Here is a 17,304-nt window from a genome sequence, read left to right on the forward strand (position 1 = left end):
CCCCACTTATCCCCCATTGGCTCCTCTGAATCTTGTAATGGGGGTCTTACTGCCCGTTAGACTGCGATAAATCAAAAGCAAAAAAGCTGATTTCGCAGATCCTAAAAGGATCATATGAAATCAGCTTTTTATATAGTTAAATGTGCTTCAGCCTTTATACTTTAAATATGCTGCAATCAATTCAATTGCAGTTTCGATTGCATTTTCATTTGGATTCAGCCTGGCATGATGCAGTCCATATTCTGAATCGACGCCAAGCCAAAACATGAAGCCCGGAATTTCTTCAAGCATATAGCCGAAGTCCTCACCCGTCATGGCTTCACGGCATTCAACCACATTGACGTCTGTATGGGTGCGGGCAAAATCCATGAATTCCCTTGTTAAGGTTTCCTCATTATAAACCTGATGATACATGCTTCCATAGTCGATTGAAGCTTCACATTCATACCCAACTTCAATTCCTTTGACAAGTGCCTGAATTCTGCTTTTTACTTTCTTCATTGATTCTGGGGATAGTGTGCGAATGGTACCTTCAAGCCTTGCTTTTTCAGCTATGATGTTTTGAACAGTGCCACCTGTTATTTTTCCGATTGTAACAACTGCGCTGTCCAGGGGATCAACGTTCCTTGAAATGATGGACTGAAGCTGGCTGACCAGGGTACAGGCTGCCACGACCATATCATTGGTATTATGCGGATATGCGGCATGTCCCCCTTTTCCTTTTAAATCAACAAAAAGTTCCGACGTATTTGCAAACAGCAAGCCTTCTCTCAATGCGATTGTTCCGACAGGATATTCCGGAGCAATATGGAGGGCCAATATCATATCCGGCTTCCAGTCCTTCATTATTTCAGATCTAAGCATGGGTTCTGCTCCCCCAGGCCCTTCTTCAGCCGGCTGAAAAATAAACAGCAAATCATCGTTAATGGGTTCAGCTGTGAATTTTGTTATTAGCCCCAGTGCAATCGACATATGGAAATCATGTCCGCAGGCATGCATTTGTTCATCATGCTCGGATTTGAACGGCAGGCCTGTCTCCTCTGCAATCGGAAGGCCGTCTATATCAGCACGATACCCAATCATCCGGGAAGGATCCATACCGCTGATTTTTACAAAAATGCCTGTTTTCCAAGTTTTAATTTCCATGTTGTCCTGAGGAAGACTATACAGATAATTTAATAGAAACTGCTGTGTTTTATATTCACGGAACCCAAGCTCCGGTATTTTGTGCAGCTCACGACGCAGCGCAACAAATGGATTAGTTGTGACCAAGCTTTCTCCCCCTTGTTAAAAGTGCCCCTTATGTCTCATTCAAGCTATATTTCTCCTGGGTTCGCCTAATGATGAATTCCTTTAGAAAAAGCGCGGATCGAGATCCACGCTTTTTAAACTATTATAATTGGCGAAGTTCCTGCTTAATTTCTGTCTTAGACTTAGTCTTTTCATCAATCTCTTTAATCACACGAGCTGGTGTGCCTGCTACCACTGTAAATGGGGGCACATCATCAATGACAATTGCACCTGCAGCAACTACAGCTCCCTTGCCAACAGTTACACCTTCGAGAACCACCGCATTTGCTCCGATTACTACATCATCTTCTACAACGACAGGTTTTGCTGAAGGAGGCTCAATAACGCCTGCCAATACAGTTCCTGCTCCAATATGGCAATTCTTGCCGACTGTAGCTCTTCCGCCAAGGACAACATTCATATCAATCATTGTGCCTTCACCGATCACTGCTCCGATATTTATGGAAGCACCCATCATGATTACAGCGTTATCACCGATTTCTACCTGGTCACGGATGATGGCACCCGGTTCAATGCGCGCTTTAATATTTTTCATATCCAGCAATGGAATCGCTGAGTTTCTGCGGTCATTTTCAATCACATAATCTTTAATTTTTGACTGGTTTGCTTCAATCGCCTGGCTAATTTCAGACCATTCACCGAACACAACCCCCGTGCTTCCATTTACAAAGGACTTTGCTGAGGCTCCGAAGTCGATTCCTTCTAAATCACCTTTAATATAAACCTTTACAGGTGTCGATTTTGTGCTGTTCTGGATAAAAGAAATAATCTCATTGGCATCCATCATTTTCATAATAAAAATCCTCCTCTATGTATAACATTGCAACTAGCATTACTTTAACAAACAAAAGCGCTGAAAACAAGAAAAATAAATGGCGGAAAAAGAAAATGGTATATCATTGTCTTTCTTCTTCAATATGCTCCTTTATTAACTCAACAAATGCCTGCACCTGCTTGAGCTGAAAAGCAGATTCGTATCCCAGAAGCCACGTATCACGCTTAATCGGCAAATTATTCTCGTCAAGCAGCGGGATCTTAAAAATATTTTTCTCTGCACCATTCAGCGTAATGGCCGGGAGAATGGCGTACCCTATTCCATTGAAAGTCATTTGCTTGCATGTTTCAATTTGGTCAACTACTATTGTTCTTTTTGGAGAAGTTTTGAACTGCCGCAGCCACCAGTCCTGAATTTCCTGATAATAGTTTGAATCACTCTTAAACTGAATAAAGGGTCGGTCTGTTTCAAGAACCTGCTCCGGCCTTGTAATTTCTGTATCAACCAGATAAAGACTGTCCTTAAATAAAGGGATTTTAATCCCCTTCCAATCCGGAGTTCCTCTGATAATTCCAATATGAACCTGATCATCATAAAGAGATTTTAATATTTCACTGCTCCAGCCGGTAATCAGAGATATTTTTGCCTGGGGATAGCGGCTGACAAACTTTTTAAGAACCTGCGGCAGCCAATTCTGTCCAACAATTGAAGCAACTGCAATTTTTAAAGTTCCATGAACCTCCGAATTAAGGGCAGTAATTGACTCCCTCACTTTTTCTTCCTTGGCCAGAACTTCATTTACAAATTGAATAACAATTTCTCCAGCCGGTGTCAGAGACAATCCCTTTTGGGAGCGGAGGAATAGCTTGTTGCCCCATTCTTTTTCAATATTCACAAGGCGCTGTGAAAGCGCCGGCTGCGATACAAATAAACGCTCAGCCGCTTTTCTCATATTCATTTCCTGTGCCAGTACCGATAATAGATGAAATTCTGTAAGTGAAGACATAAACATCTTCCCTTCATAACTTTTTCTTATAGTATATCTTAATTACTTTTGAATTTCTTTATCATCGATAATGGTTTGGGAGATAAAGTTCCAGAAGTGTAACATAAAAAATCTCTGCACGATAAATGCAGAGATTTACAGGCGCCTAATCGGCGATTTCCTTTTCATGCTTCGGCAGTGCAATGACCAATAAGAAGCTTATCACTGCAAATAACAGCACTGCATAATAAACCGAATGAAGCGAAACGGTAAGGCCATTTTGCAGAATTTCCTTTATTCCCGCATCCATGCTGTTTCTCGCATCTTCATTTAATAATACATTTGCTGAATCTAACGACAAGCTGGCGTCTATGCCTTCACCATTCTTCTGTATATATGATTTGATCTGACTGTTCAAAATTCCGCCCAGCAAGGCTGCTCCAATGGTGTTGCCCAGATTTCTCATAAACATATTGGCAGCAGTGGCAATGCCCCTTTGATTCCACTCCACTGTACTCTGAATGGATACAATAAAAGCTGTAGTGGTCAAGCCCATGCCTGCCCCCACCAGAAAGCTCCCCGCTGCAGCCCATACGGGTCCCGCTTCAGGAGTGAGGGTAACAAACATAATACTCCCCGCTATCAAAAACACTCCGCCTATGACAGATGTACTTCTAAAACCAATTTTTAAAAGCAGCTTGCCTGCCGCTGCAGAAGCAATCGGCCATCCAATCGACATCGTGGTAAGTGTAAAGCCGGCTACTATCGGAGATCTTTCCATGACACCCTGTACAAATGCAGGAAGAAAACTGGAAATCCCTATCAGCATGACACCGGTTGTTAAGGAAGCCAAATTGGCAATTAATATCGGCTTGTCCTTCCAAATATTAAAAGGCATCATTGGTTCCACAGCTTTTTGTTCCTGCAGGATAAATAAAATAAAAGCAATTACACTGACCCCTAAAAGGCTGATTGCTTCAATGGAATTCCATGCCCAATTTGTTCCTCCCTCCACAAGCACAAACATGAGAGATGAAATGGAAACAGTTAATAGCACAGCTCCTGCATAATCGATCTGATGCTTTTTCTTTTCCACATTTTCATGGAGGAAGAGCCACAAGCCTGCAATCGCCATGATGCCAAGCGGTATGTTAACCCAAAAAACATATCGCCAGCTGACAAATTCAACCAGAAGCCCGCCTATTGCCGGGCCCATGATAGCTGAAATTCCCCAAACGCTTGATAAATAACCCTGCACCTGCGCCCTTTCCTCTTTAGTATAAATATCCCCGACAATGGTTGTTGCAATCGGCATTACGGCTCCGGCACCGAATCCCTGAATTAATCTGAAAATGATCAGTGCTGTCATCGATTCCGCAAAACCGCATAAAATGGAACCAATTAAAAAGATGATAATTCCGAACGTCAAAACGGGCTTCCGCCCAAATAAGTCTGATAGCTTGCCGTAAATCAAAACAGTCACAGCATTCATTAACAGGTAAGCTGAAAACACCCAGCTATATAAAGCAAATCCGCCTAAATCTCCAACAATGGCAGGCATTGCAGTTGATACAATGGTTGCCTCGATAGCCCCCATAAACATGGCAAGCATTACTGAAGCCAGCACAAAAGGTTTTTTCGTAACCTTCCTCTTTCCTTCAGGCATTTTTTTATGTAAAGTCTGACTCAAGCATTTCCCCTCCAAGATTAAAAACAAAATTAACGCCTGCAAATGAAGGCACTAAAAGCATATGGACTCTCATCATTGAAAATAAAGCAAGCTCCCACTTCGGGGAGCTGTGATGTTTAACGTTTATTTAATCGTCTGATATGTTTATTTAATTGATCTAATACTGTTCTGCGAGTCAGTATTCCCTCAAAGTAGCCTTCCTTGTTTTCAACACATATAAATGGATGGTCAACTAAGAGAGCGATCGATTGCTGTATAGAAGATTCAGCATCAAGCCGGGGGATATTTCTGTTCATAGCCTCTTCAACCCTTTTTTTCTCCAGCTGCTCAAATTCAATCCGCTCTAGACCGAGAATGGAATCCATGATAATAGGTGTGCTGATTAAGCCCTGCAGCTTATATTGCGGGTCCAGTACAGGTATTGCTGTATAACCGCTTTTAGTTAGTACTAAGAGGGCATGCTCAAGGTTATTGCCAACCTGGACATGTGCTACCCGTTCAGAAGGAATCATGAAATCACTAATGTTAAATTCTAAAAATTCCTCGCTATGGAGACTGATCATCACCAAAAACTCCTCAAAAATTAATTATGCTTCTCATCCATTTTATCATAGTCTCCGGTAATTTGCGCCTATTAACCTTTGCTGGTTTGAATGTCTCTAACTTCATAGCCGCAGTCAGGACAGTGAAAAATAACATTTTGATTGGATTGTGCAGTTAAAACAGCATCGATCTCTTTTTCGGTTTTACAGCTCGGACATGTTACAGTTGGCATCATTCTGCTTCACCTCGGATTGTAGGATCTTATACTGCTTATTGTTCTCAGGGTCTATTTTTTCAAGTCCCGATTATCTTTTAAAATTTCTTTCATTTCTTCAAGTGTTTTCCTTATCCGGATTACTTCTTTTTTTGTATTGATTAAATCTGCAAGCAAAAGAAGAACTGTGAAGAACAGCAAAATTGTGAGCAGATAGTCCATAATACACCTCCGGGAAAAATAATTTTCAAAAGCCTATAAGAAAAGAGGCCCCTCGAAAGGCCCCTTATGTATGTGTTGGATTATTGAATCAAATCGAAAATTTCGATTGTGATCATATCAATGTTGTCAAATTGATATCTTTTTGGCTTTTCTTTATCGTTATATACTTCCAGTTCAAATGTTTCATTTTTAGGATGAAAAGTTACCTGGCATTTCCTTTCACCATTCACCTCAAAAAATCTTTGCATTGGCTCTCCGCCTGTTGCTTGTTCCTGTAAGCTCTTTAAGCGTGTTAATATACCTTGAAGCTGTGACATGCTCTCTCTCCTTTCCAAAACAAAACCCATAATTCACATTTAGGTTTCTCTTTTGGCATGTTTCTATCCTTAAGAAATAAATTCAGAATATTCAAGCTCAATGCTTTACATACCAATATTAACAGAATAAAATATTGTCAGGTGTTTGTACAAGCAAAAGCTTTATAAAGGACGTGATTTTTTTTGGCAAAACCTGAAAAATTGGCGGAAAACCTATATTTAATTGATGATTTTGACCTTTCATTGGAAAAACGTACCGGTACATATGTCTTAACAGAACAAAAGCTGACTTTGATTGAAACCTCGGCCAGCCCCTCCGTCCCCTACATATTGGAAGGACTTAACCAGCTTCATTTTAAACCGGAGGAAGTTGAATATATCATCGTGACCCATATTCATCTTGATCATGCAGGCGGCGCCGGCTTATTATTAACCCACTGTCCAAACGCAAAGGTTATTGTCCATCCGAAAGGCGCAAGGCACTTAGCAGACCCTTCACGCTTAATTACCGGTGCAAAAGCTGTTTATGGAGATCAATTCGATGGATTGTTTAATCCAATATTGCCTGTACCGGAGGATAAGATTATCACAAAAGAGCATGAAGACGAGCTTGAAATAGGTCCAAATTGCACACTGAAATTTTATCATTCGCCCGGACACGCCAATCACCACTTCAGTATCTTTCACCCTGCATTAAATGGGATGTTTACAGGAGATACTGCTGGTGTATTTTATCCGCAGTTAAAAGAACTTGGGATTGAAATGTATCTGCCCTCAACTTCACCAAACCAATTCAGTCCAGGCAAAATGCTCGAATCAATTGACATGTACGAAAAAATGAACCTTGAATTTATTTTCTTTGGCCATTACGGCATGAGTTCAACCCCTAAAGAAGTCTACAGGCAAATAAAAGATTGGCTTAAGATATTCATGAATGCAGGGGAAACTGCCTTTTCTGGCGGGGGCTCTATAGATCAGAAGTCACAGGCAGCACAAGCCATCCTCGAAGAGAAAGTTAAAGCTTATCTAAATAGCAGAGGCATCCCATCTGACCATCCTGTATACGAGATTCTTTCTGTCGATATCGCTGTCTGCTCGATGGGCTTGATTGATTACCTGTATAAAGCAAACTGATTGCCTGCTTGAACTTCCTGCTTTATGATAGAGTAACAAAAGGCCGGGAGGATGCTAACATTGAAAGAGATTGTTTTATATACACAGCCGGATTGCCCGCCCTGTGAAATTACGAAGATGTTTTTGAATGAGAATGGATATGCCTATACAATTAAAGACATAAAACAAGATGCCGCTGCACATAAAGAGCTGACAAAGAAATTTAGCTCCTTTTCCACTCCAACGGTGGTCATCGGGGACACCGTCATTAGGGGATTTGACCTGGAAAAACTAAGAGCAGCTCTTGGAATGGAATAAAAAAAGAGCTTAAAAGCCCTTTAAGCTTTTAAGCTCTTTTAATTGGCTGCCAGCTGTCCGTTCAGCTCCTGCTGTTCAAATAAACCAATTATACCTCCATTATCCGTTAAGAGCAGGCTTCCTGAACGAAACATGGCTTCAAATGGATTTAACAGGAATCCGAATTGATAGGAAGGATTGTTTAGCCAATTTGTTGTTTCAAGTGCTTTAAAAGAGGTTTGTTTTGCCGTTTCTTGCCCGCCCTCAGCTTTGTTTAATATTTTCCCGGGAATATTTTCACCCAGGAATTTGGCGACTTTCATTTTCCCTCCTTGTTCTGCCAGCAAGATTCCCTCATAGTGGCTGTCATAACCTACAGGTCCTTCATGGTTTTCCGGAAAATATTCATACACATAAACTTTACCGTTTTCTTCAACAATTTTGGTATTATCGGAATATGTGAAAAACGGAATGTAATATGCGGCTGCATCTCCTCCAAGGGTAAAGTATTTGCCATTTTCGGAAACAAGGTTTTCTTTCAGAAACTGATTTTTAGTTTCTTCAGAAAAATATGGGTCAAGCAATTCATCGACTTCGTTCATGCTTCGCTCTTCCCCGCTAAGCTCAACCTGTGCCTGAAAGGCATTCTGCAGGAAGTCATATACTTCTTCTTTATTAGAATTACTTTCAGCATAAGTATGAGAAGGAATCGCTGCGATCATGACTGCAATTGTGATAATAATTCCTGTTATGTGCTTGTACATTCCACTCTCCCTTTCTTTATCCATCACTTAGTTTGTACCCTCAATTTTACCAGCAAATAAATCTCCTGATGCTTGCTTTCGTTCCCGAAATTCTCTTACGTTTTGACAGGAAAATTCTTTTGTTGTTAAGAATTTACCCGTATTGACAAAGAATTAACGCAGCAGACGGAAAACCACATATATAATTAGATGTAAATATTGTAAATTAATCAAGTCCATTATTAACGTCAAAAAAAGACCCTCCAGTGGAGGGCCTTTACCAAGTCCATGTAAGTGCAAAATAAGTAATCATGACAAGAAGGATTCCAAAGCAAATGGCATATGTCAAAAAAATTGGATTCCTGATATATGCATGCTTTTGAACATTATCCGGCAGTTCTGCATCGATATCGCCCTTTACTGCCTTTCTTTCTTTTCCAATAAACAAAGTGTAAACTAAGGAATAAACAATTATCCCAATTCCGATCAGTAGTATGATCAATGTGTACATGCTCATGATTAATCTCTCCTTGAGGAAAGTTCTACACTTACATTCCCTCAAATCAAGAGTTATTATACTTAAAATTCATCTTATAATAATCCATCATGCTCGTATAAAAATTCGTATGATAAATCCACAAATAAATAATCACTGAAATTAAGCGGGAAGGAAAACGTCCTTATGGTTTCACCTGTCTCAATATCGGCATATAAATCAGAGAGAATTCCCTTCTTATTTATTCGCATTTTCATTATATTTTCAAGGAAATACGGCCGCCAGCTCCAATTTTTATGAAGGTATTCATTTTGGGTTAGCCATCCTCCATCCTGTTTGAAGTAATTCGCAGATTTCTGAAATCCATCTTCATCGCAGATATACAGGCGAAATGCTGCCCCGTCCAAAAGGAGGGCGATCTGCTCCAAAGTTTCTTCATATACTGAAACCTTTTTATTTTTATTTACAAAATCAATCAGCTTGTCATTGAACTCAAGTGAAACCTGATACAATGACTCCAGTTTTTTCTTTTCATGAACCATAAACCTGTGGCATTCATTTCGTAATTTTTCCTTTAAAATATCTCTGTCCGGAAAACTTTCTGCAGGTTTTTGCAAATAATATCCCTGATAGTAACGGCCTCCATTTTTCCATGCATACTGAAGCTGGTAAACCATTTCAATATTTTCAAAAAGCAAGCTCGCTCCAATTTTTCTGGCAAGCATGGATAAAGAATAGAGGATATCATTAAAATTATAAGCAGATGCATTTGTTTTCATGGACTCCAGATCCACCTTTAAAATGTCAGGAGCCAATTGTCCAATCCGATCGAGATGACTGCTTTCATTTCCAAGTTTATCTATTGCTAACTTGATTCCATATGTCCTGTAATAATTTAAAAGATGATCCAGATGGTCAAAATCGCCTTTGTAATTCCTTTCGGTAATTTCCAATACAATCCGGTCAAGGCTTATGCCTTTTTTTTCATATTCCTGGAGGGTATTTAAAAATTGTTCCCCATCATTATACATGAGCAAGTCAGCATCTCTATTTATAAAAATCAGAATATCTTTATCAAGATGCTGCGCCTTGCCTAAAGCTTTCTTTAATACTTCATAATCTACCTCAATCCGGAATTCTTCAGGAATATTCTCATCCTGGAAGAATGGCCCCAGACTGACAACCCCATCCGAACCTTTATATCGTCCTAATACCTCATAACCAATGACACGATGCTCATCTGCACTGAATATGGGCTGGAAATAAGGAAATACATTATCCAAATCTGTAAGGATATCCAATGCATCCATGTCCTAGCCTCCCTATGTATATAAATTGAAACTGCGATTAATGAGTTATTATACCATATTCGCTTAAAACTTTTACTATTCAAAATATAGCTTCCACTTCTTGATGAAACATCATTGTTTGGCAAAAGTTTTGCATCATATTGCCGTGTTATTTTCCACAAGCTAATATCAGGACATCAAAAGAAAGAGGGTATTTCATGAGGAACTTCCTATTTATATCCCTTCTTATTCCTTTGCTTGGCTGCGGACATTCAGAACCGGCCAGTCCTGTACAAGAGACTGACATGGATTCAAAAGAGCTGACTGCCCAAATACCAGTCAATGCAAAGAAGGACCAGCAGAAAGCCCGATTTATGGAAGCCGCTGAGGCTGTTAAAAAACCATCTATCATCATTGATGTTCCACTAATCAGACAAAATCCGGAATTGAAGTATGGATGTGAAGTAACCAGCCTGACAATGGTTCTGCAGCATGCAGGTGTCCAAGTCGGGAAAATGGAATTGTACAATGAAGTAAAAAAAGATAATGATCCGCTGATTCGCTCAAAAGGTGATATTTTAAAATGGGGTAATCCTGCAGAAGGATTTGTGGGAGATATGACAGGGAGAAATGCCGGATATGCAGTTTTTGATAAACCAATTGAAGAATTGGTGAATAAATACCTGCCTGGAAGAGCCGTTAATTTAACCGGCCGGGATTTTAATGCAGTTCTCATGCATGTTTCCAAAGGATATCCTGCTGTCGTCTGGACGACAGGAGATTACAGGCTTCCTGACCGCTGGGAATCCTGGACTCACTCCGGCAAAACCATTAAAACTCCATTGGATCTTCATGCAGTCGTATTGGCAGGGTATGATGATCAGTTTGTATTTCTTAACGACCCACTCTCAGGAAAAAAACAGGTGAAGGTTTCAAAAGAACGATTTATCTCATCATGGAAAGCATTGCAGTCGAGAGCTGTAAGCTATCAATAGTTTATGTCAGCCGGCTGAAAACCATTCAGCCGGCTTTTTCATGCATTAAAACGGAAACTGGTTCAGCCACTGGCCGCCATCCATTGTGATGCACTCCCCATTAATATAACCTGCATGCTCTGAGAAAAGAAAGAAGGCCAATTCTGCAATTTCCTCAGGCTTTCCGAGCCTGCCAAGCGGTACACTTTGAAGGGTCCTTTTTGCAGCTTCCTCCGATTCCCACAGCCTGTCAGCCCCTCCTGTCCTTTCAATCGGGCCTGGAGCTATAGCATTTACCCTGATACCGTATTTTCTTCCCCATTCGACAGCCAATGTTCTTGTCATGGATAATACCCCTGCTTTTGCGGCAGCCGAGTGTATGACTCCCGCTCCGGCGTCCCATGCATATGTAGCCACCATATTGATTATGCTTCCCTTAATCCCCTTTTCAATCCAGTATTTACCTACTTCGCTCGAACAATAAAAGGTTCCATTCAGGACAATATTAATAACAGAATTCCATCCATTAGCACTCAGCTGCTCTGCAGGGCATATAAAATTTCCTGCAGCATTATTAACAAGGAAATCAACTTGCCCAAATGTACTCAGTGTTTCATTAAGCATATTTTTAACATGTTCAATCTCACGGACATCCATTTGAATGGTCAAAACTTGTCCTTTAGATGTTTCAATTTCAGCTTTGGCTGTCTCGAGGCGTTCCAGGTTTCTTCCTGTTATCACCACATTGGCTCCGGCTTCAGCAAACCTCTTTGCCATATACTTCCCCATGCCGCTGGAACCGCCGGTAACAATGACTGTTTTATTCTTCATTCTAATTCCCCTCTCAAAAAATGAATGATCATTCATTTACATTTTACCATTAAATAGAGAATTTTCGAACTATTAATTACAAATATATAAATTAATTTAAGGAAAATGAAGGATAAAAAACAAGCATAGTTAATTCTTCTTTTTAATAGGATAGTTTGATAGTATTAAAATACTGTAATGAGAAGGCTATATCTCTCTTCTCATGCTGACTCCAGAAAAAATTATTAAAAGATAGGTTGGTATGCCCAATGCCGGAAAAAGTGTCCAGAAGATCTTTTTTAAAAAGAGCTCTCGGCTTTTTTGCTGCTATGTTTGGTATTAGTGCAGGCGGCTATTATTATGCACGGGATATTGAGCCCCGGCTCCTGGAAATCACAAACTACAAAATCTCTGACAGCGCAATTCCTCAAGCGTTCGATAATAAAAAAATCATCCAATTCAGCGACACCCATCTAGGCTTTCATTATGACCTGAAACAGCTGGAAGAATTGATTGAAAAGATAAACAGCCTGAAGCCTGATATTGTTTTCTTTACAGGTGACCTGATGGATGAACCCAATAAATATCAAAAAGCAGACCAAATAGCACCGCTCCTGAAAAAAATTCAAGCACCGCTCGGCAGGTTTGCTATTTATGGGAATCATGATCACGGGGGCTATGGTTCAGATATCTATAAATCTATTATGCAAGATTCAGGCTTTACTCTTTTGCTGAATGAAAATCGCAAACTCGAACTTTCCGGAAGCAGCATCGGGATTATCGGCATTGACGATGCCATGCTCGGAAGGCCGGACATAAAGCTGGCCAGCGAAAATATGGACAAGGCATCATATAACATTTTATTGTCACACGCACCGGACTTAGCAGATGCAGCCTCAGCCTTCAGCATAAATCTGCAGTTGAGCGGCCATAGTCATGGCGGCCAAATAAAACTTCCGTTCTTTGGAGCCTTAGTTAAACCTCCTCATGCTGAAAGATACCATGAAGGCTTCTATGAAATTGGCAGTCAAAATCCTTTAACTCTTTATGTAAACAGAGGGCTTGGGACAACCCGGCTGCCCTTCCGCTTTTTATCCAGACCTGAACTGACGGTGTTTACGCTGCAATCAGACAGCGGCAAGTAAAGGGAAAGCAAATCATTGCAGCTTTCCCTTTTTTGCTGCATTCAGGACATTATTTAAGCAATAAGTTACAAGATGATTTTCTCAGGCATATATTTAAATAAACCTTTTCAGAAAGAGGTGGCTGCTATTTACCATATTGTAAAGCCCGGTGAAACAATGTCTGTCATTGCCCAAAATTACCGCCGCCCATTAAGCGAGCTATTGGCGGCAAACCCTGCCATTGTAAATCCCGGACTGATTTATCCCGGCCAGCGAATAATAATACCAGGACTGCCTGAACCGGATTCCATACCATATACAATCATAGTTTCAAGAGGCAAAAAAAGCTTAACACTTTTATCTAACGGTGCTGTACAAAAAGTCTATCCCATTGCGGTGGGAAAAATGCTGACGCAGACCCCAATTGGAGAGTTTGTAATTGTGAACAGAGAACCTGAACCCGGCGGTCCATATGGGGTCATGTGGCTTTCCCTGTCAAAGTACGGCTACGGAATCCACGGAACCAATAACCCTTCCTCAATTGGCCAATCTGTTTCCAAAGGCTGTATACGAATGTATAACCAGGATGTCCTCCAATTGTCACGCATAGTACCAAATGGCACAAGGGTAATAATACAACCATAGAGATTATCGTCCCTTAACAAAACTTTCGCTAAAAAATTGCGAAAGTTTTTTATTTTTTGTTGATTTATTTGTTTATACAACATATCATATTGATATATCATGGTGATACATTGAAAGGAGCTGCATTCTTGTCTATAGAACATACCATCCTAGCTGTACTAAGCTTGTGGCCCAGCACAGGATATAATATCAAATCTGAATTTGAACACAAAGCTGCTGGTCTTTACTGGGGAATGAGCTATGGGAGCATATACCCAAAATTAAAAAAGCTTGAGGCAGAAGGTTTTATCTATGCAATCGAACAGGAAGATGAAGGAAGAAAGAAAAAAATGTATGAGCTTACTGCTAAAGGCTGGAAGGAGTTTGAAAATTGGCTGAGGACACCTCCTTCTTTCCCCGTGATTAAAGATGAACTGCTAATGAAAATGTCAACCTGGCATGAAGATATGGATAATGAAGTGTTAATCAGCCACTTATTAAAAAGAAAAGAAGAAGCTTCAGATATTCTTAAATTCGTAAAGGAGTGGCCGAGAAATGGTTATTCCTATGTCAGCAAGCTTGGCACCCTCTCGATCCGATATGCAGAAATGAAGCTGGAAACAGAAATAAAATGGATCGATGAATCAATCGAAGCGCTGCAAAAAGATAATTTACCAGATGGCCAGGATCCTCATGGCAATACTGAAAAGCTTCTGAACAGGAGAAGGATGGCCATCGGAAGGGATGAAGGGAATTGACAGCGAAACCAGGTATTTTTAAACCGCTCAAGCTAAAATCCTTTCGCGCACTTTTTGGCGCCCAGTTATTTTCAGACTTGGGGAACTGGCTGGATTTAATTGCTTTGCAGGTTATTGTCGCTTATCACTGGGGTCTGGATGAAACGGCAATTGCCTCTGTCATTATAGTTCTCGGTCTTCCCTGGGTCATCATTGGCCCATTTGCAAGTGTGTTTGTGGACAGAATGCCCAAGAAAGCAGTTATGATTGTTTGCCTCCTTTTAAGAATAGTCTTTGTAGCAGGTTTATTTTACTCTCCTAACCTATACATTCTGCTATTATTTGTGTTTTTAAAAGGAACCGTATCAGCACTTTATGATCCTGCAAGGCAGAGTGCCATCCGTATGATTGTACCTGAAAGCATGCTGCCTGAAGCAGTAACTCTTAGCCAGCTTTCAGTCAACACAATGAAAATTGCGGGGCCCGCATTAGGAGGAGGGATTATAGCTGTTTTTGGACCAAAAAGTCCATTTCTGTTCGAAGCAGCAGGGTTCTTTATAGCTGTAATTTTTCTGCTGTTTCTTCCCAGCTTAAAGTCCTTTGAGGAGTCAGATAAAAAAATTGCTGGCGACCAAACAGGCAAAGGGGAATTTTGGAAAGATTTCTCCGAAGGCATCAAACATATTTTTCATACTCCCCTTTTAAAGATCTCGATTATTCTTTCTTCTGCAGCGTTTTTCATTATTTTCCTTTATGATGGGTTATTTGTTTTTATTGCAAAGCAGATAGGATTCAATGAGGGGAATTTTGGATTGCTGATAAGTGCAGTGGGAGCAGGAAGTGTTGCGGGTTCACTATTGCTGGGCCAATGGACAGGGTGGAACCGGAAACCCATCCATTTAATGAGTTCTTCAGCCATATTAAGCGGCATTTTTATAGCAGCTGTTGGGCTTGGAGGCTTAGGTTTTCTTAATTTACCACAATTGGCCTGGATAATCGGTGCATGTTTTTTAGGCCTTTTAGGGGCGGGAGAATCTGTCCCCTACGGCTATGTTCTTCAATCTGAAACACCGAAGCAAATGATGGGCAGAGTTTCTGCTGCCGCCATGTCCCTGCAGACTTTTTCCATGCTTATAGCACCTGCAGCCGGAGCTCTTCTTGCCAAACAGCTGGGTGTCTCTTTTGTTATGATTGGCGCTGGTATGGCAACGACATTATTAGGCTTCACCATGCTCATAGTTATATGGAAAAAATCAGGATCCTTACAGTCCATAGGCGGAAAGCAGCTGGATGGATAAGCTTTTCTAATATAAGCCCTATCCTAAGTTGGTTTTATTGACTAATAGGGGTATAATATGTTTATACCCCTTTAAAATATGAAAGGAGATTGGAAATTGAATTCTGATAAGAAACAATATCCCCATCTGCAGCCAACGGTTGAAAACCTCTCTCAAGCCATCTTCACCGTTAACCGCCATGCAAAGACAGCACCAAGTCCTAAATTTTTGTATAAATTAAAGCACGATGCACTGCACAAGCTGATCAAAGAAGGTAAAGCCCAAAAAGCAGGCCTGCACTATTCCGGCAATCCCAAAAATAGCCAGCAGCAATCAGATGTTCTTGTAAAGTGCGGGAACTATTCTTTCCATCTCCCGCCCTCTAAAGAGGATTTTTCTGAGCTTCCCCATTTGGGCAAGCTGGATTCCTTCGTCCGAAATCCTAAGTCCTCCTTATCACTTAACGCAGCGAAAAAATTGCTAATGTCATATACAGGACTAAAAGAGCTTAATAGCCCGCCGAATGAAAAAAAACAGCGCTATCAAAAGCCTGTATTTAAGAAATTAGGAGAAAGTTACTTTTAATCAAGAAAAGCGGAAGCGCCTGTTCACCCCCGACGACCTCGAGGGGGTAGGCGCTGGAGCTAGACAGTTATCAAAGTACCAAAAGCTGGAATGTAAACCCCAGCTTTTTTTGTTATGCCTTATAACGCATGCTGATCAATTAATAGCACTAATTCTGCAATTTCAGGCTTGCTCACCTGTACATCTGCCCCAACCATTTGACCTTTATGGCGAAGATCTTCGGTAATCAATGAAGAAAAAATAATTACCGGGATTTCTGCAAGCATCGGGTGATCTTTCACCTTCTTTGTGAGGTGATGGCCGTCCATTTGAGGCATTTCGATATCAGTGATTATGAGCTGTACTTCATCAGTGACATTCCGTCCGGATTCTGCTAATGAATGCAGATATTTATAAGCCTCATAACCGTTCTCAAAAAATTCAACTCGGGAAAAGCCCGCTTCATTTAATGTATCGTTCAAAAGCTTTCTTAATAGTGGAGAATCCTCTGCAATAATCAGCTTCTTATCAGATCTTTCACGCTTTCCAAGTTTTTGCACCTTCTGGATGCTGATCCCTGAATCAGGATTAATTTCAGTGACCATTTTTTCAAAATCAAGGAGAAGTACCATTTCTTCACCAAGCTTAATGATTCCGATAATCTGGCTTTCCTGTCCCTGGTACATTTCAGATGGTTTTTCAATTTGGTTCCAGGAAATACGGTGGATTTTCGAAACATTATGAACATGAAAAACAATTTTCTGCTGATTAAACTCTGTCACAATAAACTTATCCTGCTGGGGGGTTTCTGATGGAGCCATATTCAATGAAGAAGCTACATCAACTACAGGAAGCACCTCACCCCTCAGTTCAATGATTCCTTCAATATTTCTATGAGAATGAGGGATAGGAGTGACTTGTACAGGGTTTATAATTTCCTTCACTTTAATCACATTAATCCCGAATTTATTCCTGCCAATCGAAAATTCAACAATTTCGAGTTCATTTGTTCCGCTTTCAAGTAAAATGCCTTTTTTCTGATCCACTTTTTTTCGCCCTTCCTTTTTCATCTGCCTATAACTAAATTCTATATCTAAATTTGGTGCTTCAAATTGTGACTCTTCCGGAAGAGTACATGCCATCTGATTCTTTTTCTCTATTAATATACCATGAATGGATAAAATTTCTTATGAAAATTC

General features: G+C 40.5%; 21 protein-coding genes. 8 read left to right on the plus strand and 13 right to left on the minus strand.

All coding sequences use genetic code 11. The annotated features are described in order from the left end of the window. Window positions 1-147: 147 nt before the first annotated feature. From BFI01S_RS17310 to BFI01S_RS17335, 8 genes are all read right to left on the minus strand, one after another. On the minus strand, window positions 148-1,272 hold the full coding sequence (locus tag BFI01S_RS17310; RefSeq protein WP_061793723.1) for an N-acetyldiaminopimelate deacetylase: 1,125 nt from the start codon (window positions 1,270-1,272) through the stop codon (window positions 148-150). A 121-nt stretch (window positions 1,273-1,393) separates the two neighbouring features. Beyond that, on the minus strand, window positions 1,394-2,104 hold the full coding sequence (gene dapD, locus BFI01S_RS17315; protein WP_061793724.1) for a 2,3,4,5-tetrahydropyridine-2,6-dicarboxylate N-acetyltransferase: 711 nt from the start codon (window positions 2,102-2,104) through the stop codon (window positions 1,394-1,396). Window positions 2,105-2,207: 103 nt separating this feature from the next. Further along, on the minus strand, window positions 2,208-3,092 hold the full coding sequence (ccpC, locus tag BFI01S_RS17320; protein WP_048010649.1) for a transcriptional regulator CcpC: 885 nt from the start codon (window positions 3,090-3,092) through the stop codon (window positions 2,208-2,210). A gap of 145 nt (window positions 3,093-3,237) precedes the next feature. Continuing rightward, on the minus strand, window positions 3,238-4,737 hold the full coding sequence (locus BFI01S_RS17325; protein ID WP_061793736.1) for an MDR family MFS transporter: 1,500 nt from the start codon (window positions 4,735-4,737) through the stop codon (window positions 3,238-3,240). A gap of 140 nt (window positions 4,738-4,877) precedes the next feature. After that, window positions 4,878-5,324, minus strand: a complete 447-nt coding sequence (gene cbpB, locus BFI01S_RS17330) for a cyclic-di-AMP-binding protein CbpB (protein ID WP_061793725.1) — start codon at window positions 5,322-5,324, stop codon at window positions 4,878-4,880. Between the two features lie 71 nt (window positions 5,325-5,395). Beyond that, window positions 5,396-5,539 (minus strand): hypothetical protein, encoded by a 144-nt coding sequence (locus tag BFI01S_RS23525; RefSeq protein WP_169799784.1) that lies wholly within the window; start codon window positions 5,537-5,539, stop codon window positions 5,396-5,398. Window positions 5,540-5,590: 51 nt separating this feature from the next. Further along, window positions 5,591-5,740, minus strand: a complete 150-nt coding sequence (locus BFI01S_RS23135; RefSeq protein ID WP_156478352.1) for a hypothetical protein — start codon at window positions 5,738-5,740, stop codon at window positions 5,591-5,593. An 80-nt stretch (window positions 5,741-5,820) separates the two neighbouring features. Next, window positions 5,821-6,057 carry a YkuJ family protein gene (locus tag BFI01S_RS17335; RefSeq protein ID WP_035328567.1) on the minus strand — a complete coding sequence of 79 codons (237 nt, stop codon included), beginning with the start codon at window positions 6,055-6,057 and terminating at the stop codon, window positions 5,821-5,823. A 183-nt stretch (window positions 6,058-6,240) separates the two neighbouring features. On the opposite strand from BFI01S_RS17335, the gene BFI01S_RS17340 reads away from it, so the two are divergent. After that, on the plus strand, window positions 6,241-7,191 hold the full coding sequence (locus BFI01S_RS17340) for an MBL fold metallo-hydrolase (protein ID WP_061793726.1): 951 nt from the start codon (window positions 6,241-6,243) through the stop codon (window positions 7,189-7,191). A 60-nt stretch (window positions 7,192-7,251) separates the two neighbouring features. Continuing rightward, window positions 7,252-7,488, plus strand: a complete 237-nt coding sequence (locus BFI01S_RS17345; protein ID WP_061793727.1) for a glutaredoxin family protein — start codon at window positions 7,252-7,254, stop codon at window positions 7,486-7,488. A 38-nt stretch (window positions 7,489-7,526) separates the two neighbouring features. On the opposite strand, the gene BFI01S_RS17350 is transcribed toward BFI01S_RS17345, so the two are convergent. The 3 genes from BFI01S_RS17350 to BFI01S_RS17360 all read right to left on the minus strand — a co-directional run bounded on the left by BFI01S_RS17350 (window position 7,527) and on the right by BFI01S_RS17360 (window position 10,016). Continuing rightward, window positions 7,527-8,231, minus strand: a complete 705-nt coding sequence (locus BFI01S_RS17350) for a DUF3993 domain-containing protein (RefSeq protein WP_061793737.1) — start codon at window positions 8,229-8,231, stop codon at window positions 7,527-7,529. Window positions 8,232-8,487: 256 nt separating this feature from the next. After that, window positions 8,488-8,727, minus strand: coding sequence for a hypothetical protein (locus BFI01S_RS17355; RefSeq protein WP_061793728.1), 240 nt, complete (start codon window positions 8,725-8,727; stop codon window positions 8,488-8,490). Window positions 8,728-8,801: 74 nt separating this feature from the next. Then, complete coding sequence (locus tag BFI01S_RS17360) at window positions 8,802-10,016, minus strand: EAL domain-containing protein (protein ID WP_061793729.1); 1,215 nt, start codon at window positions 10,014-10,016, stop codon at window positions 8,802-8,804. A 197-nt stretch (window positions 10,017-10,213) separates the two neighbouring features. Here BFI01S_RS17360 and BFI01S_RS17365 point away from each other — a divergent pair, with 197 nt between their 5' ends. After that, a complete protein-coding gene (locus tag BFI01S_RS17365) occupies window positions 10,214-10,990 on the plus strand; it encodes a C39 family peptidase (protein ID WP_061793730.1) in 777 nt (258 codons plus the stop codon). Window positions 10,991-11,035: 45 nt separating this feature from the next. Here the strand turns inward: BFI01S_RS17365 and fadH are convergent, their stop codons facing one another. Further along, window positions 11,036-11,800, minus strand: a complete 765-nt coding sequence (gene fadH / locus BFI01S_RS17370; protein ID WP_061793731.1) for a 2,4-dienoyl-CoA reductase — start codon at window positions 11,798-11,800, stop codon at window positions 11,036-11,038. A gap of 248 nt (window positions 11,801-12,048) precedes the next feature. On the opposite strand from fadH, the gene BFI01S_RS17375 reads away from it, so the two are divergent. The 5 genes from BFI01S_RS17375 (at window position 12,049) to BFI01S_RS17395 (ending at window position 16,126) form a co-directional block, all read left to right on the plus strand. Further along, on the plus strand, window positions 12,049-12,924 hold the full coding sequence (locus BFI01S_RS17375) for a metallophosphoesterase (protein WP_061793732.1): 876 nt from the start codon (window positions 12,049-12,051) through the stop codon (window positions 12,922-12,924). Between the two features lie 126 nt (window positions 12,925-13,050). After that, window positions 13,051-13,548, plus strand: a complete 498-nt coding sequence (locus BFI01S_RS17380; protein WP_061793738.1) for a L,D-transpeptidase family protein — start codon at window positions 13,051-13,053, stop codon at window positions 13,546-13,548. A 128-nt stretch (window positions 13,549-13,676) separates the two neighbouring features. Next, window positions 13,677-14,285 (plus strand): PadR family transcriptional regulator, encoded by a 609-nt coding sequence (locus BFI01S_RS17385; RefSeq protein WP_061793733.1) that lies wholly within the window; start codon window positions 13,677-13,679, stop codon window positions 14,283-14,285. Continuing rightward, the gene (locus tag BFI01S_RS17390; RefSeq protein WP_061793734.1) at window positions 14,282-15,562 is read left to right on the plus strand and encodes an MFS transporter; all 1,281 of its coding nucleotides are present in this window, start codon (window positions 14,282-14,284) and stop codon (window positions 15,560-15,562) included. Before BFI01S_RS17385 ends, BFI01S_RS17390 begins: the two co-directional genes overlap by 4 nt. A 78-nt stretch (window positions 15,563-15,640) precedes the next feature. Further along, window positions 15,641-16,126 carry a YkyB family protein gene (locus BFI01S_RS17395; RefSeq protein WP_172581916.1) on the plus strand — a complete coding sequence of 162 codons (486 nt, stop codon included), beginning with the start codon at window positions 15,641-15,643 and terminating at the stop codon, window positions 16,124-16,126. A 119-nt stretch (window positions 16,127-16,245) separates the two neighbouring features. On the opposite strand, the gene BFI01S_RS17400 is transcribed toward BFI01S_RS17395, so the two are convergent. After that, the gene (locus BFI01S_RS17400) at window positions 16,246-17,151 is read right to left on the minus strand and encodes a chemotaxis protein (RefSeq protein ID WP_061793739.1); all 906 of its coding nucleotides are present in this window, start codon (window positions 17,149-17,151) and stop codon (window positions 16,246-16,248) included. Between the last annotated feature and the right edge of the window lie 153 nt (window positions 17,152-17,304).

Source organism: Cytobacillus firmus NBRC 15306 (genome assembly GCF_001591465.1).
Taxonomy (GTDB): Bacteria; Bacillota; Bacilli; order Bacillales; family Cytobacillaceae; genus Cytobacillus; species Cytobacillus firmus.

Coding starts and splice junctions, on each gene's coding strand:
- BFI01S_RS17355 (WP_061793728.1), bottom strand. CDS start 8,727: ATGAGCATGTACACATTGATCATACTACTGATCGGAATTGGGATAATT.
- BFI01S_RS23525 (WP_169799784.1), bottom strand. CDS start 5,539: ATGATGCCAACTGTAACATGTCCGAGCTGTAAAACCGAAAAAGAGATC.
- BFI01S_RS17395 (WP_172581916.1), top strand. CDS start 15,641: ATGAAAGGAGATTGGAAATTGAATTCTGATAAGAAACAATATCCCCAT.
- BFI01S_RS17365 (WP_061793730.1), top strand. CDS start 10,214: ATGAGGAACTTCCTATTTATATCCCTTCTTATTCCTTTGCTTGGCTGC.
- BFI01S_RS17350 (WP_061793737.1), bottom strand. CDS start 8,231: ATGTACAAGCACATAACAGGAATTATTATCACAATTGCAGTCATGATC.
- BFI01S_RS23135 (WP_156478352.1), bottom strand. CDS start 5,740: ATGGACTATCTGCTCACAATTTTGCTGTTCTTCACAGTTCTTCTTTTG.
- fadH (WP_061793731.1), bottom strand. CDS start 11,800: ATGAAGAATAAAACAGTCATTGTTACCGGCGGTTCCAGCGGCATGGGG.
- dapD (WP_061793724.1), bottom strand. CDS start 2,104: ATGAAAATGATGGATGCCAATGAGATTATTTCTTTTATCCAGAACAGC.
- BFI01S_RS17360 (WP_061793729.1), bottom strand. CDS start 10,016: ATGGATGCATTGGATATCCTTACAGATTTGGATAATGTATTTCCTTAT.
- BFI01S_RS17335 (WP_035328567.1), bottom strand. CDS start 6,057: ATGTCACAGCTTCAAGGTATATTAACACGCTTAAAGAGCTTACAGGAA.
- ccpC (WP_048010649.1), bottom strand. CDS start 3,092: ATGTCTTCACTTACAGAATTTCATCTATTATCGGTACTGGCACAGGAA.
- cbpB (WP_061793725.1), bottom strand. CDS start 5,324: ATGATCAGTCTCCATAGCGAGGAATTTTTAGAATTTAACATTAGTGAT.
- BFI01S_RS17375 (WP_061793732.1), top strand. CDS start 12,049: ATGCCGGAAAAAGTGTCCAGAAGATCTTTTTTAAAAAGAGCTCTCGGC.
- BFI01S_RS17325 (WP_061793736.1), bottom strand. CDS start 4,737: ATGCCTGAAGGAAAGAGGAAGGTTACGAAAAAACCTTTTGTGCTGGCT.